Source organism: Pseudoflavonifractor phocaeensis (genome assembly GCF_016901955.1).
Lineage (GTDB): Bacteria > Bacillota > Clostridia > Oscillospirales > Oscillospiraceae > Flavonifractor > Flavonifractor phocaeensis_A.
In genome coordinates this window covers 1-14769 of record NZ_JACJLC010000076.1, presented here as the reverse complement: position 1 = coordinate 14769, position 14769 = coordinate 1, and the positions used below count along the sequence as shown (strand labels likewise).

12 protein-coding genes and 1 pseudogene are annotated in these 14769 nt (G+C 57.0%); 11 read left to right on the top strand and 2 right to left on the bottom strand.

The window, feature by feature from the left end; translation table 11 throughout:
- The 3 genes and pseudogenes from H6B51_RS13735 to H6B51_RS13725 all read left to right on the top strand — a co-directional run.
- Positions 1-102: pseudogene (locus tag H6B51_RS13735) on the top strand (IS5/IS1182 family transposase); the annotation flags it as partial.
- Positions 83-1762, top strand: a complete 1680-nt coding sequence (locus tag H6B51_RS13730; protein WP_243421318.1) for an oxidoreductase — start codon at positions 83-85, stop codon at positions 1760-1762. The pseudogene H6B51_RS13735 and the gene H6B51_RS13730, both read left to right, overlap by 20 nt.
- A 63-nt stretch (positions 1763-1825) precedes the next feature.
- A complete protein-coding gene (locus tag H6B51_RS13725; protein WP_275967540.1) occupies positions 1826-2602 on the top strand; it encodes an SDR family NAD(P)-dependent oxidoreductase in 777 nt (258 codons plus the stop codon).
- A gap of 85 nt (positions 2603-2687) precedes the next feature.
- On the opposite strand, the gene H6B51_RS13720 is transcribed toward H6B51_RS13725, so the two are convergent.
- A complete protein-coding gene (locus H6B51_RS13720) occupies positions 2688-3806 on the bottom strand; it encodes a PfkB family carbohydrate kinase (protein WP_470382164.1) in 1119 nt (372 codons plus the stop codon).
- Positions 3803-4813, bottom strand: a complete 1011-nt coding sequence (locus H6B51_RS13715; RefSeq protein ID WP_204884216.1) for a LacI family DNA-binding transcriptional regulator — start codon at positions 4811-4813, stop codon at positions 3803-3805. Before H6B51_RS13715 ends, H6B51_RS13720 begins: the two co-directional genes overlap by 4 nt.
- A gap of 249 nt (positions 4814-5062) precedes the next feature.
- Here H6B51_RS13715 and H6B51_RS13710 point away from each other — a divergent pair, with 249 nt between their 5' ends.
- The 8 genes from H6B51_RS13710 (at position 5063) to H6B51_RS13675 (ending at position 14551) form a co-directional block, all read left to right on the top strand.
- Entirely contained in the window at positions 5063-6181 is a 1119-nt protein-coding gene (locus H6B51_RS13710) for a substrate-binding domain-containing protein (protein ID WP_204884215.1), read from the top strand.
- A 109-nt stretch (positions 6182-6290) separates the two neighbouring features.
- On the top strand, positions 6291-7814 hold the full coding sequence (locus H6B51_RS13705) for a sugar ABC transporter ATP-binding protein (RefSeq protein WP_204884214.1): 1524 nt from the start codon (positions 6291-6293) through the stop codon (positions 7812-7814).
- A complete protein-coding gene (locus H6B51_RS13700) occupies positions 7811-8848 on the top strand; it encodes an ABC transporter permease (RefSeq protein WP_204884213.1) in 1038 nt (345 codons plus the stop codon). The genes H6B51_RS13705 and H6B51_RS13700 overlap by 4 nt, the downstream gene beginning before the upstream one ends.
- Positions 8845-9819 (top strand): ABC transporter permease, encoded by a 975-nt coding sequence (locus H6B51_RS13695; protein WP_204884212.1) that lies wholly within the window; start codon positions 8845-8847, stop codon positions 9817-9819. The genes H6B51_RS13700 and H6B51_RS13695 overlap by 4 nt, the downstream gene beginning before the upstream one ends.
- Before the next feature lie 51 nt (positions 9820-9870).
- On the top strand, positions 9871-10782 hold the full coding sequence (locus H6B51_RS13690; RefSeq protein WP_204884220.1) for a sugar phosphate isomerase/epimerase family protein: 912 nt from the start codon (positions 9871-9873) through the stop codon (positions 10780-10782).
- 32 nt (positions 10783-10814) lie between these two features.
- Positions 10815-12932: a molybdopterin-containing oxidoreductase family protein gene (locus H6B51_RS13685; protein WP_243421319.1), complete on the top strand. Its 2118-nt coding sequence runs from the start codon at positions 10815-10817 to the stop codon at positions 12930-12932.
- Complete coding sequence (locus tag H6B51_RS13680; protein WP_204884210.1) at positions 12913-13386, top strand: 4Fe-4S dicluster domain-containing protein; 474 nt, start codon at positions 12913-12915, stop codon at positions 13384-13386. The genes H6B51_RS13685 and H6B51_RS13680 overlap by 20 nt, the downstream gene beginning before the upstream one ends.
- Before the next feature lie 37 nt (positions 13387-13423).
- Positions 13424-14551, top strand: a complete 1128-nt coding sequence (locus tag H6B51_RS13675; protein WP_204884209.1) for a Gfo/Idh/MocA family protein — start codon at positions 13424-13426, stop codon at positions 14549-14551.
- The last annotated feature ends 218 nt before the right edge of the window (positions 14552-14769 follow it).

Here is a 14769-nt window from a genome sequence, read left to right as displayed (position 1 = left end):
CATCGATACAGACGTCTGCTTGTCCGATATGAACGCAGGGCTGATATTCATTTGGCCTTTCTTACTCTGGCTGCCGCTTTGGTTGCTTTTCGGTTTTGTTAGGCACTCTAAGGATCACGGCTGTCTGGCTGTGATCCAGCTCAGCCACGGCGGACGGCAGGCGTCGGCGGCGTCCACCGGGCTGGAATGTGTGGCGCCCAGTCCCATTCCAAGCCCCTTCGTCAAGCGCCAGCCGAGGGAATTGACACGGGAGGAGATCCGGCGCATTCAGCGGGGTTTTGCCCTGGCAGCGGACCGGGCCAAGCGGGCCGGGTTTGATGGAGTGGAGATCCATGGGGCTCACGGTTACCTGCTGGGGGAATTTATGTCTCCGGGAGCCAACCGGCGGGCGGATGAGTATGGCGGAAGCTTTGAAAACCGTCTCCGGATGCCTCGGGAAACCGTGGAAGCCGTCCGTCATGTGGTGGGCCGGGACTTTATCGTGGGGTTTCGGATCAGCGTGGACGAGTTTCTGGGGCCTCAGGGTCTGGAGCCGGAGGAGGCCTGCCGCTTTGTACAGGAGCTGGAGGGACTGCTGGATTACGTCCATTGCTCCGCCGGCACCTATGAGACCAAGGGGCAAGGGATTTGTCAGCCGGTCTATCAGCCGGCGGGAAAGCTGCTTTCCCTGGCGGCCCGGATGAAGCAGGCGGTGCGCATCCCGGTGATCGCCGTGGGCTCCCTGGACTTTAAACGGGCGGAGGCGGCCCTGGAGGCGGGACAGGCGGATCTGGTAGCCATCGGCCGGCAGCAGATCTGCGATCCCGAGTTTGCCAACAAGGCGGCCCAGGGGCGGATCGATGATATCCGGCCCTGCTGCCGGGCAAACGAGGGGTGTCAATCCGGCTTCTTCCGGGTCTACCCCATGCGCTGCGAGCTGAATCCCGCGGCGGGACGGGAGCGGAAATATCGCATCAGGAAAACCCTCCAACCGAAACGGATCGTTATACTGGGCGGCGGCTGCGCCGGACTGGAGGCTGCCCGGGTGGGCGGCCTGATGGGCCATGACGTGGTGCTTCTGGAGCGGTCCGGGACACTGGGCGGGCATATGAACGAGGCGGAGCTCCCGCCCTTTAAGGAAAAGACGGGCGCGTATTTCCGATGGCTGGTACGGCAGGTGGAGCAGAGCACGGCGGCGGTGATCCTGGACGCGGATACCAGCCCTGAGCGGATCCGGGCCATGAAGCCGGATCTGCTGCTCATCGCGGTGGGCTCCAATTATCTGGTTCCCCCGTTCCCGGGAAAGGAGCACGCCCTGTATGCCGATCAGGTGCTTTTTGACACCGGAAAGGCCGGGAACCGGGTGGTGGTCATCGGCGGAGGCCTGGTGGGCTGCGAGGTGGCCCTTACCCTGGCTGAGACCCGGGGCTGCCAGGTCACCATTGTGGAGATGCTGAATGGACTAAATCAAAATATGGATACCAGCGCCAGGAACACCATGCTGGAGCGTATCGAGCGGAATGGGATCCAGGTTTTGTGCAGCCACCGGGTAGAGGAGATCCTGCCCGACGGAATCCGCTGTACAGGGCCGGAGGGCGAGAAGCGGCTGGCGTCGGATACGACAGTCATTGCCATGGGCCTGAAAGCCGACGACCAAAACGCCGCGCGGTATGAGTCGCTTGGTATCCCCTGGTTCCGCATTGGAGATTGCAAGTCGGCCCGCAGCTTTGCCGCCTGTACGGAGGGCGCCTGGCGGGTGCTGTTCCAGCTGGAGGATCTGTAAACCCATATAAAAACTGCCGTTCAAACAGGTCGTATCTGAACAAAATAAAGCGAGGTGTGCAGAATGGAATTCAATTTTAGCGGGAAGGTATGTCTTGTGACAGGTGCCGGGGCCGGAATGGGCAAAGCCACTGCCATCCAGTATGCAAGAAACGGCGCGAAGGTAGGCATCAACGATCTGACGGCGGAGATCTGCGCGGACACGCTGGAGGCGATCCGGGCGGTGGGCGGCCAGTGCTTCGGCGTATATGGGGACATTTCTGATCCCGCTGTGTCCGAGGCGTTAACCGATCAGGCAATGGAACGCTATGGCAGGATTGACGCCCTGGCCAACGTGGCGGGGGTGGTGATCCCGGGGTCCATTATCAGCACGACACAGGCTGATATTGACAAAACCCTGCGCATTAACGTGAAGGGCTCCATCCTGACGACCCAGGCCGCGGTCCGTTACATGAAGGAGCAGGAGGAGGGCGGCGCTGTGGTCATGGTGGGTTCCTCCGCTGGTTTGCTGGGCGTCAGCGACCGGGTGGCCTATTCCGCCTCCAAGGGGGCCATCATTGCCGTGACCCGGGCTATTGCCGTAGACCTGTTGCACACCAAGGTGCGGGTCAATTGCATTTGTCCCGGTCCGGTAAACTCCCCCTCCATGGAGGCCCGTTTCCAGGCTACGCCGGGGCTGCGGGAAAAATTCCTGGCCGGCGCGCTGAATGACCGGCTGGGGGAGGCGGAAGAGCTGGCCCAGGCCATCCTGTTTGCCTCCTGCGGCGAGATGGGCTATCTCAACGGCGCCATTATCTCGGTGGACGGCGGCCTGACCTGTAGCCAGGGCATTAAGAAGTAACGAATAGAAAAAAGCGGCCAAGAGGGCGCCGGAAGCAGGTCCGGCGCCCTCTTGGCTGTTTCCTGTGAACGTGCGGGGGAGATGGTCACTGACTGAGCCGCAGAAAAGCGGTAATATCCTCCACTGTGGGCGCCAGTCCGGAGGAAATATAACAGGCGGCCGTCGCGTTTGCAAACAGGCAGGCTTGGGGAAGGGAGAGCCCGTGGAGCAGCCCAAAAGCCAGTCCGCCGTTAAAGGTATCTCCACAGCCGGTAGATACCAACGGCCTCTCCATCCAAAAAGCGGGGACTGAGCCCTGAGGGCCACGTTTCTGGCTGAACCAGCATTGCCGTTTCCCATGGATCACCACCATGGCGGCCCCCAGCGCCCGTTCCAGTCCGCGGCAGAACTCCGGTTGATCCGGACCTGAGATCCCCAGAACGCCGGAGAACAGGCTGGCCTCCTTTTCGTTAAAGCTCATGACCAGAGCGCGATACGTGGAAAAACGGCGCAGGGTCTGGGCCAGCTGGAGGAGCTCATCTGCGGGGTGGGCGGAGCAGTCGGTAATATCAATGAGCAGATACTTGCTTTGATCTGGGTTGGCGGGGAGGATACATGCCTGAAACACATCCTCCCAAAGAGCGGTGGCGTTCCTGATCTCAGCCCAGTTCAAAAAAGCGGCCAGCTCCGCGCCGCCAAACAAGGTGCGGAGAGTTGACGCGCCGATCCGTTGGACGAGGAGGGGCCAGGAGAGCTCCGCGCTCTCTCCTGGACAGGAGAGCATGAGCTTTCCGTCTGGAAATTCCAGCGCCAGGCATTCCCCGGGGTCTCCCACAGAGTACGCCTGGCAGGAGATGTCTTGGAACTCAGGACACAGGGCCTTGTCACCCATGGGGCCCACACAGGCTGCCTGGACGCCAAGGCGGGTAAGGGCCCGAACAAAATTGGGCATATTTCCGCCGCCACGACGATCCAGGCCGGAGGTTTCGACGGTACAGCTTCCGGGAGAGGCTTGGATCGCCGCCCCAAAGTCCTGGAGACTGGAGTAAAACGAGGGAAGAGAGCCACTGATTCGAAACGGCCGCTGAATACGGTCAATGACGGCGTCAAACCCGGCGGCAGCCGTATGCGGCCGCGACAGGTCCAATGACCCCAGAAGGTCGAGCAGAGTGGAAATATCCTGCCGCAAATGTATCACCTCATTGGAATGAGAGCGGGTGGTCATATGGAGTCCCGGATGATGATCTCGGTCTCTAGGACGATCTGTTTGACTTCGGCGTGAGGGTCGTTCATGTGCTCGGCCAGCATCTCGCAGGCCAGGAAGCCCATGCGGTAGCACGGCTGGTTTACGGTGGTCAGGGATGGATCGGAAATGGTGGAAATAAAGGTATTGTCAAAACCGACCACACCGAATTTTTCCGGTACCGGCAGATTCGCACGGTTGGCGGCCTTAATGGCGGCCGCCCCCAAAACGTCGGAAACAGCGAAGCAGGAGTCGGGCGGCTCGCCGGAGTTGAGCAGCTGGGTCATGACGGAGTAGGCGGACTCATAGTCGATCTCCGGAAGATTGGCGATGAGACTGTTATCCGCGGGGATACCGGCCTCCTCCAGTGCTGCCAGATACCCATTGAGCCGCATGCGGGCATACTGGAACCGCAGAGGTCCGTTCAACAGGGCGATACGGGACTTTCCCCGGCTGAGCATATACTGCACCACTGCCTTTCCGGCGGAAAAGTTGTCTACGGAAACGGAGGAAACGTTAGCGCCTTCCACATGCTCGGTGCATTGCACGGTGGGCACCACAGTGCTGATTTTTTCGATGGTATCCTTGTCGCAGGGCGGAGTCAGCAAAAGCAGGCCGGAGGAGTGGGTATCAGATACCAGATCCAGAAGAGATTCCATGCGGAGATGCTGGTTTCGGGATTGACAGATCACATACTGGATATCCTGCCGCAGAGCGGAGGCGTGGATCCCGGCGACGATGTTGGCGTAAAACGGATTTCCCAAATTTGGAATCACAACCAGAATGAGCCGCTTTGCGCTTTTGATCAGGGGAACACGAAAAAGAAAATTTTCATTGGTGCTTTCATAGCCGACGGTCTTCATGGCTTGAAGCACACGTTTTGTGGTCATTTCTTTGACAGAATCGGGTTGATTCATCACCCGTGACACAGTAGCAATAGATACATTTGCTTCCGCGGCTACATCATAAATGGTGACCTTCTTTTTCATGCGGGACCCTCCTCTCCGATCTCTCTCTATGTTTTAATGGCATTATAGCACAAAAATGAAAGAATGTAAACGAAATATATCTGTCATTTATACAAAACGCAGGGATTCTTTTTATTGCTCTTTCACAAAAATGAAAAAATAATGTAAATAATGTAAAAACTATTGACAAACAGCATTTACTTTTGTAAACTTTGAACAGAAGAAGGAGCTGTAAGCCTGGATAAATTGATAAAAATGGAGGTTGTGGAAATGAAAAGACTGATGGCAATCCTGTTGGCCGCTGTAATGATTTTTACATTGGCGGCATGTACCGGCGGCCCGGGAGGAACACCGTCCGGCGAAGAGACCACGCCTGGCGGCAGCTCGCCTTCCCCCGGAGGCGTCACGGAAAACACAAAGACGGACGGGTTCATCGTGGCCTCCCATAATCCCACCCTGGACTCCACCTTCCGTACCCTGTATGAGGACAGCCTGAACGCCGCCGTGGCGGAATACAAGGAGAGCGGGCTGATCTCCGAGTATTATCCCTATTGCTCCAACGGCGATACCTCCACCCAGTCTCAGCAGATCCAGCAGTGCATCAATGACGGCGTAGACATTATTCTGATCAACCCCATCTCCGGCACCGGCATTGACGCCGAGATCGAAAAGGCTCTGGATGCGGGGATCACCGTGGTCTGTGCCGACTGCGTCTATGAGTCGGACAAGGTCATCAGCGTGGTCAATGACCAGTACGCCTGGGCCCAGATGCAGGCGCAGTTCATTGTGGATACGGTAGGCAAGGGCGCCAAGGTGGTCATGATGAACGGTAAGCAGGGCAATTCCGCCTCCGAGCTGCGGGAGCAGGCCTATCGGGACGTTCTGGAGGCCAACGATATGGAGATCGTCTATGAGTGCTATAACGACTGGAATGACGCCACCTCTTATCAGAAAATGTGTGAGGTGATCTCCAGCGGCATCGAATACGACGCTATCCTGAGCCAGATTGCCCTGAATGGCATTCTCAACGCCATTGAGGATAACAATGTGCCGTATCCCAAGGCCATCAGCGGCGATATTACCGCCGGCTCCATCCGCCGCCTCTGTGAGATCAACGCCGAGAGCGAAGTGATGCCCTTCTACTGCGTGGCCAACTCTCCCGGCATCGGCGTAACCGCCCTGTCCATCGCGATCTCCCTGGCGCAGGGGAAGGAAATTGATGAGAGTGTGTTGGATGCCGACGGGAATATTTCCATCGCTCCCTTCTGGGACATCTCCTATGACAATATGGAGGAACGGCTGAAGGACCTGGAGGGTATGGAGGACAGCTCCATGGTATCGGTTGCCTTGTATATGGACGAGGTAGCGGAGGCATATTTTAAGCAATAACTTTGATCCTGCCGTCTCTTTCCGCGCGGCGGCAACGGGGAGAGCAGCTTTTTGAAGTTGCTTTCCCCGTTTTGCTTCCCGCGGTAGGTCAAGGGAAGGAGGCTATTTTGTGTTTGAACTGCGTGACATCACAAAGCGATATGGAAACGTGGTCGCGCTGAACGGAGCGTCTGTCCGGGTCTTTCCCGGAGAGATCCGGGCATTGCTGGGCGCCAATGGCTCCGGGAAATCCACTATCGTAAAAATTATGGGAGGAACTGTAAAGGCCGATGGAGGCCAGTGTCTGCTGGACGGGAAGGCGGTGGGGATCCACTCCATATTCGACGCCAAACGGTATGGTGTGGCTGTGGCTTATCAGGAACTGAGCCTTCATCCCCAGATGAGTGTCCTGGACAATATCATGCTGGGGCAGGAGCTGACCAAGCGGTTTGGCCTGATCGACAAGAAGCAGCAGAAAAAGTATGTTCTGACGTTGCTGGAGCGGCTCAATCTGAAGCGGGACCCGGGAGAGCTGGTACGGGATATCTCCCAATCGGAGCAGAGTCTTGTGGAGGTGGCCAAGGCGCTGGCATCCAGGCCAAAGTTCCTGCTTTTGGACGAGGTGACCGCGTCTCTCCACTACAACGAGGTGGAATCCCTGTTCCGGGTGCTCCGGGAGGAAAAGCAGGCGGGCACCAGCATTCTGATCGTGACCCATCGAATGGATGAGGTGTTCCGGATCTGCGATACGGCCACCATTTTCCGAAATGGAGAGACCGTAATGGAAGGGGAACTGTCGTCCATGTCCCTGGACGACGTGGTGCTGCACATGACGGGTACCCCCATCACGGCTGCCGTGCGGCAGAGCGCGGGAGCTGGAGAGAGTCCCCGCGCCCAGGGAGAGCCTCTGCTGCAAACCGAGCATCTCAAGCTGTACCCGCACCTGAAGGATATCTCCACCACCGTGAACAAGGGCGAGATCGTGGGTATCGGCGGTCTGGAGGGCCAGGGGCAGGGAGAATATATCCGCTCCATTTACGGGGTGCTCAGGCCGGACAGCGGAACCATCCAGTTTCAGGGAAAACCGCTGCGCCTGAAAAGTACTTCCGGCGCCGCCCGCTGCGGGTTTTCCTATGTTTCCGGGGACCGAAAAAAGGAATCGGTGTTTTCCATCCGCACGATTCAGGAGAACCTGTACGCCGGAAAGATCGCCCAGGGTGGAGTGTGGGGCTGGGTCTCAGCCAAGCAGGCCAAACAGTTTGCGGAAAGCGCGGTATCAGAATACCGCATCAAGATCGGGGCGCTCTCTGATCCGGCCAGTTCCCTCTCCGGTGGCAACCAGCAAAAGCTGGCGGTGGCCCGGGGCATTACCACCCAGCCCGCTCTTCTGCTGCTCAATGACCCCACAAAGGGAGTGGATATCCACTCCCGCAAGGAGATCCACAGTATTTTGCGGGAGTGCGCGGAGAGAGGCATGGGCGTGATCCTGGTCTCCAGCGACAACCAGGAGCTGCTGGATATCTGTAACCGCATCTATGTGTTTTATGAAGGAAACGTGGTCGCCGACCTGTACGGAGAGGAAAAAACAGAAGAAAATTTGGTGAAGGCCATGCTGGGCACGGCAGTTGGTTCGGAAGGGGGCGAGGCGCTATGAAAGAGGCGCTCCGAAAACTGAAAAAGACGCCGGCCTTTACAGGCCTGATCCTCTTTTTGATCATCCTGCTTCTAAACATCCTGATCCAGACGCCGGGGAAATTTTTCACCGCGCTGAACATCAATTCCCTCATGGCGAAAAACATGCCCTTGATCTTGATTACATTGTCCCAGGGACTGCTGATGATGTCCGGCGTGATCGATTTTTCCGTGGGAGTTCAGATCTCCCTGAGCAACGTGGTTGCCATTATGATCCCCCAGACCTTCGGCGCGCCTTTGTGGGTGGGATGGACCTGCGCGGTGCTCGCCTGTGTGCTCATTTCTCTGTTCAATGGGTTTGTTACCACCTACCTGCGCATTCCCGTGCTCCTGTCCTGCTATGCCATGGTGTACGTCATCAAGGGGATCAACGTGCTGATCATGTCCAAGCCTCAGGGGTCCATTCCATCGGTCATCTATAAAACCTATGACTCCGTCCTGTTCGGTTTTTTGCCCTTCTCCACCCTCATCCTCATCGTGGTCATGCTGGGCTGGGTCTACCTGAAGCGGACAAAGTTCGCCAAGGCCATCTACGCCACCGGAGGCAACATTGCCTACGCCTATGCCTCAGGAGTGAATACCTCCGCGGTCCGGATGAGAGTCTATGCCATGGCCGGTGTGATCAATGGCATCGCCGGGCTGTGCATGACCGCCATGACCGCCTCGGGCGACCCCAACGCAGGAGAGGTATACGGCCTGAAAACAGTGGCGGCCTGTATCCTGGGCGGCATCGCCATGAGCGGCGGATGGGGCACCCTGTCCTGCGCGCTTTACGGTTCGTTGATCCTGATCCTGACCCAGAACAGCGTGTCCAATCTGTTCAATTATTTCAGCCGCACCATTCCGGGTTTTTCCGTCACTTCCTATTGGCAGAATATGGCCTCCGATCTGATCATACTGGTGGGGCTGATCCTGACCGTATTTATCAATAAGGTTTCGCTGCCCTCCGCGAAGAAACGATTGAAAACTTGGGCATTGGGAGGGGAGGAGTCATGAGGACAGAACATACCTTGGACAAGACCCGGCGCTTTATACAAAAAAACGTGGTTCTGATGGCTTTCCTTATGGCAGGGGTGGTTTTCCTCATCAACATCGTACTGAACCCTGCCTCTCTGAACCGCAACGCCATCGGTTCCATTTTGGCGCTGACCTCCCTGCTGGCCATTGCCGGAGCGGGGGAGACTCTGGTGGTGGTGACTGGCTCCGGGATCGACCTGTCCGCCGGCCCCATCATGTCCCTTGCCGGTATCCTGGCGGTCCATTTTATGGACGGGAAGGATCAGAACATTGCCCTGGTCTTTTTCCTGGGCATTCTCTTGGGAGGATTTTTCGGCCTGCTTAACGGGCTCGGCGTGACCTGGATCAAGCTGCCCTCCATGATCATCACCTATGCCATGTCCAACGTGATCACCCGCCTGCAATTTATTGTCACCAAGGGCAAGCCTACCGGATCGGCGGCGCCCACCCTGACCGCCGTACTGTCCTATCGGGTATTTGGCGTGATCCCGGCTATTTTCCTGTTCTGTATGGCCCTGTCCGTCCTGTTCCTGCTGCTGCTGCGGCACACGAAATTTGGGCATCGCCTGTATCTGGTGGGCGACAGCGCCACCGTGGCCACCTACACCGGCATCAGCCAGGGAAAGATCGTGGTGCTGACCTATGTGCTGGCGGGGGTGCTCTATGGATTGGCCGGTACCATCAGCGCCGGCTATCTGACCTATGTGCAGTGCTCCATGCTGGATGTGTATACCATGAAGTGTATCGTAGCCGTGGTCATTGGCGGCGCCTCCTTGTACGGCGGAAAGGGCTCCTATTACGGGACCATTGCCGGAGCTTTGTTTATCGTGGTCTTGAGCAACTGCCTGGCGGTACTGCGGGTACAGGAGGCGGTCCAGAATGTGATCATGGGCCTGGTCATCATCGCGGTGTTGACCCTCTACAACCGGGAAAAAGGAACGCGCACCTAAAGCCGGAAGCTTTACGGCGCTCAGCGAATGGAAAGGAAGTTGGCGAATATGATGAAACTTGGTTTTGTAAGCGCCATTCTGCCTGACGATACCTATGAACAGGTGATGGATCTGGCGCAGAAGGAGCGTTTTTCCTGCGTGGAATTGGCCTGCTGGCCCTGCGGAAAGGCGGAACGCCGGTATGCGGGGGTGACCCATCTGGATGTGGACGCCCTGACCCCCGACCGGGCCCGGTATTATTTGGATTACGCTGCCCGGCGCGGCGTGGCCATATCCTCGCTGGGGTACTACCCCAACACCATGGACGCCGATCTGGAAAAACGCAAGGCCTGTATTGCCCATATCTATAAGCTTATCGACGCCTCAAAGCTGTTGGGGATCAACCGGGTCACCACCTTTATCGGCCGGGATCGGACCAAGACGCCGGAGGAAAATATTGAGCTGATGCTGGAGGTCTGGAAGCCTATTGTGACCTATGCCTACAATGAGGGAGTGGAGATCGCCATTGAGAACTGCCCCATGTTCTATACCAAGGACGAGTGGCCGGATGGTACAAACCTGGCCACATGTCCCTACATCTGGAACATTATGTTCAGCGAAATGCCCGCGCCCAATTTTGGGCTGAATTACGACCCGTCTCATATGCTTCTGCAGGGGACGGATTATATCCGGCCTCTGTATGATTTCAAGGACCGGATCCTCCACGTACATCTGAAGGATATCAAAATGAGTGCCGAGAACATTTACCAGTACGGAATGTTCCACTATCCCGCCAAGTTCCATTCCCCCAAAATAATAGGTTTGGGCGACATTGACTGGGGAAAGTTTATTTCCGCACTGCATGATATCCGGTACAACGGCTATGTCTGCATTGAGATCGAGGACAAAGCCTTTGAAAGCTGCCGGGAGGATATTCTGACGGCGATCTCCATCAGCCGCCGGTATGTCTCCAATTACATGTGACGCCAGGGAAGGATGGGACAGAGGTGAACGATATGCACGGCGTCCAGATCAAACATACCACCTGCGACATCTGCTCTCCCCAGCACCACTGTGGGATGAACGCCCATGTAAAGGATGGAAAGCTGATCAAGGTAGAAGGATGGGACGAGCATCCATATAGCCACGGGAGCATCTGCACCAAAGGCGCGGCTTACCGCGACTATATTTACCGCTCCGACCGGATCCTGCACCCGCTGAAACGAACCGGTCCCAGGGGAAGCGGGGAATTTGAGCCGATCTCCTGGGAGGAGGCCATCGACACGGTAGCCCGGCGGCTCAACGAGATCAAAAAACGCTATGGGGCGGACAATGTGGCCTTTATGAACGGCTATGGAAAGTGGCAGAAGAGCTATTTGACGCGGCTGGCCTATTCCTTTGGCACGCCAAATCTGATCGGAGACGGCTGTACCTGTCAGACCGCCACCCATTTGGCTTGGGATGTGACCGCCGGTACCTTGTCCTGGCCTGATATGGCCCACACCGACGTGATGCTTGGCTGGGCCATGAACCATTACTACTCCAACTCCCCCAATATTCCCGTGCTGCTCCGGCGCAAGCAGGAGGGAATGAAGCTGGTGGTCATTGATACCAGAATCACTCCGGCCGCCCGAAATCTGGCTGATCTGTTCTTGCAGATCAAAACGGGGACCGACGGCGCGCTGGCCATGGGGATGGCCAATCTCATTTTGAAGCAGGGCTGGGAGGATAAAGCGTACATCAGGGATCATGTGTATGGGTTTGAGGAATATGCGGCCTATGTGAAGCGGTTTGACCTGGAAACGACCGCCCGGATCACGGGAGTCCCTGAACACCTGATCTATGAGGCCACCAGGCTTTATGCCACCGCTAACCGAGCCTGTATCAACGAGACAGCCGGGGCCATCACCCAGAAATATAACGGCTTTCAGACTTACCGTGCCATTCTGGCGCTCAACGCCCTGACGGGCAATTACGACAAGCAGGGCGGCTGCCTGCCGATCTTTTATACCTATAATCATCGCTATGGGAGCTACTCCAGTCATGAGAGCGAGTTTATGAATTCGCGCTTTCCTGCCCAGGCCAGAAAGGTGGGCTGCGACCGGTTCCCGCTGTGGAAGACCTTCTTCGAGGCTCAGGCCAATGAATTGCCCGCATATATCCGGGGAGAGAAGGAGTTCCGTATCCGCGCCATGCTGGGCATGGGAATGAATTACCGTATGTTCCCCCAGCCCGCCCAACTGCGGACGGCCATCGTAAACGATTTGGATTTCTTTGCCGTGGCCGACCTGTTTTTGACGGATACCGCCAAGCTGGCGGATATCGTCCTGCCGGTATGCAGCGCCTTGGAGCGGGAAGAATTCCGATGCTATCAAAACGGCTACGGGTACTATACCAGGCCCGTGGTGGACCGGGTGGGTGAATCCCTCTCAGATCTGGAAGTGATGGAGCGGTTGGCGCCCAAGCTGGATATGGACGACGAGCTGCTCCAGAAGCACCCCTACCAGGCGTGGGTAGATTATATTTTGCAGGACACCGGCTGGAACACGGAGACGCTCCAGGCGCAGGATAAGCCGGTGCTTATGAAGAACTATGTGCCGTATCAGGCCGGTACCTATACCGCCCGGGGCTATGATACCCCCAGCGGAAAGTTTGAGATCGCCTCTCAGATGGTGGGGCGGTACCGTGACTGCCTGGGCTACAGCGCCATCCCTACCTATGATGAGCCAGATCCGGCCGCCACGGAAGCATATCCGCTGCGCCTGGTCAGCGGACTCAGGTTCCCAACTGCTCTCAATTCCCGCCTGCACAATGTGAAGGCCCTGCGGGATTTTGTGCCGGAGCCTGTGGCGGAACTCCATCCGGACACCGCCAAAGCCTTTGGGCTTCGGGACGGGGATATGGTGGCCATTGAAAATGAACTGGGACGGATCGTTATGCGGGCAAAGTGCACCGCCAAGATACAGCCGGGAGAGGTATCTGCCTTTCATGGTTACCCCGAGGCGGATGTAAATGATCTGTTCAGTAGCGAGCTGCTGGATCCATATACAGGATTTCCTATGTTTCGGCTGACCCATTGCAGGATCTACAAACAAGCGGAGGGAGGGGGCAATCATGGCGGGAGTGCGCTTTGAAGCGGCCCGTTGCAGTGCCTGTAATGCCTGCGCGGTGGCCTGTATCGATCAAAATGATCTGGAAACCGGCACAGGAAGGGTGCTGGCCTACCGCTTTGTGACAGAGGAGGAAAGGAGACAGGCGGACGGCTCCTATCGGTTTTTACAGCGGATGCACGGCTGTATGCACTGTGCTGAGGCGCCTTGTATCCTGGCCTGTGACCAGGGCTGCCTGAAGCGTGACGAGGAGACCGGGCTGGTCCTGCCGGACAATACCAACTGTACCGGCTGCGGGAAGTGTGCCGCCGCCTGCCCATTTGATGCCATACGCTTTGACCGGGACGGGAAAATGGGTAAATGCGATGGCTGTATCGGGCGTTTGCGTCAGGGATTGCGGCCCGCCTGCGAAAAAATATGTCCGCCCAAGGCGTTGTCCTTCCAAACCCGGCGGGAGGAACAAGCTGACATTGTGTAAGGGAACATGCTGTTGTGCAGCGGAAAGGAGCTTGACGGTGAAACGATTCAGAGCCGGTGTGATTGGCGTGGGGTTTATCGGCGCGGTACATATCGAGGCGCTGCGCCGCCTGGGAAATGTGGATGTGGTCGCCCTGTGCGATCAGGTAAATACAACGGATCTGGCGGAACGCATGGGGATCCCTGCCGCCTTCTGCGATTACCGGGCTATGATAGACGCCTGTGATTTGGATTTTATCCATATCTGCACCCCGAACAAAACCCATTTCGCCATTGCCTCCTACGCTTTGGAGCATGGCGTGAATGTGATCTGTGAAAAACCGCTCACCCTCGATTCCCAGCAGGCCAGGCAGCTTCTGGAGCTGGCGGAACAGAAGGGCCTGGTTCACGCGGTGAATTTTCACAGCCGCTGTTATCCTATGATCCGCCAGATGAAAGAGATGGTGGCCCAGGGGAAGCTGGGCACCCTGTTTTCGCTCCATGGCGGCTATCTCCAGGATTGGTTGCTCTACCAAACGGATTATAGCTGGCGCTTGGAGCAGGAGGACGGCGGAGCTTCCCGTGTGGTGGCTGATATCGGCTCCCATTGGATCGATACGGCGGAATATGTGACAGGGAAACGGATCTCCGCGGTATGCGCGGACTTTGCGACCTTCTATCCTATCCGGATCCGACCCAGCGGTCAGGTAGAGACCTTTTCCGGCAAGCAAAGCCTGGAGGGGGAACCCTTTGAGGTCAAGACGGAGGATTATGCTCAGATCCTGTTTCAGTGGGAGGACGGGATCAAAGGCTCCGCGGTATTCTCCCAGACCTTTGCGGGATTGAAAAACCGGATGACTCTGTCGATCGCGGGAGCGGAAAAGGCACTGAGCTTTGACAGCGAGAAGCTCAATGAGCTTTGGGTGGGCTCGCGGGATGATTATAACGCTATTATTGTAAAAGATCCCGGCCTTCTTGCGGCCGGCGCACGGGAGATGGATTCTTACCCCGGAGGACATGTGGAAGGCTTTGGAGACGCCTTTTTGCACAACTTCCGCCAGATCTATAATAGGGCCGACGGAGCCGCGGGAGGAGAATTCGCCACTTTCCGGGATGGTATTCGGGAGCTGGAGGTTTGCGAAGCCATTTTGCGCTCGAACCGTGAAAAAAAGTGGGTCACGCTGTGAGAGCGTGGCCTCTGGGAAGACGTATAAGGGAAAAGGGAGCGTTGCGGCACGAATCCGTGCCGCAACGCTCCCTTTTAACCGCTCAATGTGGATGAATCCCTGTAGCTTTTCCGTAAGCGCTCAATAACCACCCGTATACAGTCAAAACCCGGTAGGACTTGCAATCCTACCGGGTTCGTTTATTTGCAATCAGAGGTCTCCAAATATTTACGGCGTTT

Bases quoted from the DNA above. Each gene is read 5' to 3' on its own strand.
- H6B51_RS13720 (WP_470382164.1), bottom strand. From the start codon at position 3,806: ATGACCACCCGCTCTCATTCCAATGAGGTGATACATTTGCGGCAGGAT.
- H6B51_RS13700 (WP_204884213.1), top strand. From the start codon at position 7,811: ATGAAAGAGGCGCTCCGAAAACTGAAAAAGACGCCGGCCTTTACAGGC.
- H6B51_RS13695 (WP_204884212.1), top strand. From the start codon at position 8,845: ATGAGGACAGAACATACCTTGGACAAGACCCGGCGCTTTATACAAAAA.
- H6B51_RS13680 (WP_204884210.1), top strand. From the start codon at position 12,913: ATGGCGGGAGTGCGCTTTGAAGCGGCCCGTTGCAGTGCCTGTAATGCC.
- H6B51_RS13685 (WP_243421319.1), top strand. From the start codon at position 10,815: ATGCACGGCGTCCAGATCAAACATACCACCTGCGACATCTGCTCTCCC.
- H6B51_RS13715 (WP_204884216.1), bottom strand. From the start codon at position 4,813: ATGAAAAAGAAGGTCACCATTTATGATGTAGCCGCGGAAGCAAATGTA.
- H6B51_RS13725 (WP_275967540.1), top strand. From the start codon at position 1,826: ATGGAATTCAATTTTAGCGGGAAGGTATGTCTTGTGACAGGTGCCGGG.
- H6B51_RS13690 (WP_204884220.1), top strand. From the start codon at position 9,871: ATGAAACTTGGTTTTGTAAGCGCCATTCTGCCTGACGATACCTATGAA.
- H6B51_RS13710 (WP_204884215.1), top strand. From the start codon at position 5,063: ATGAAAAGACTGATGGCAATCCTGTTGGCCGCTGTAATGATTTTTACA.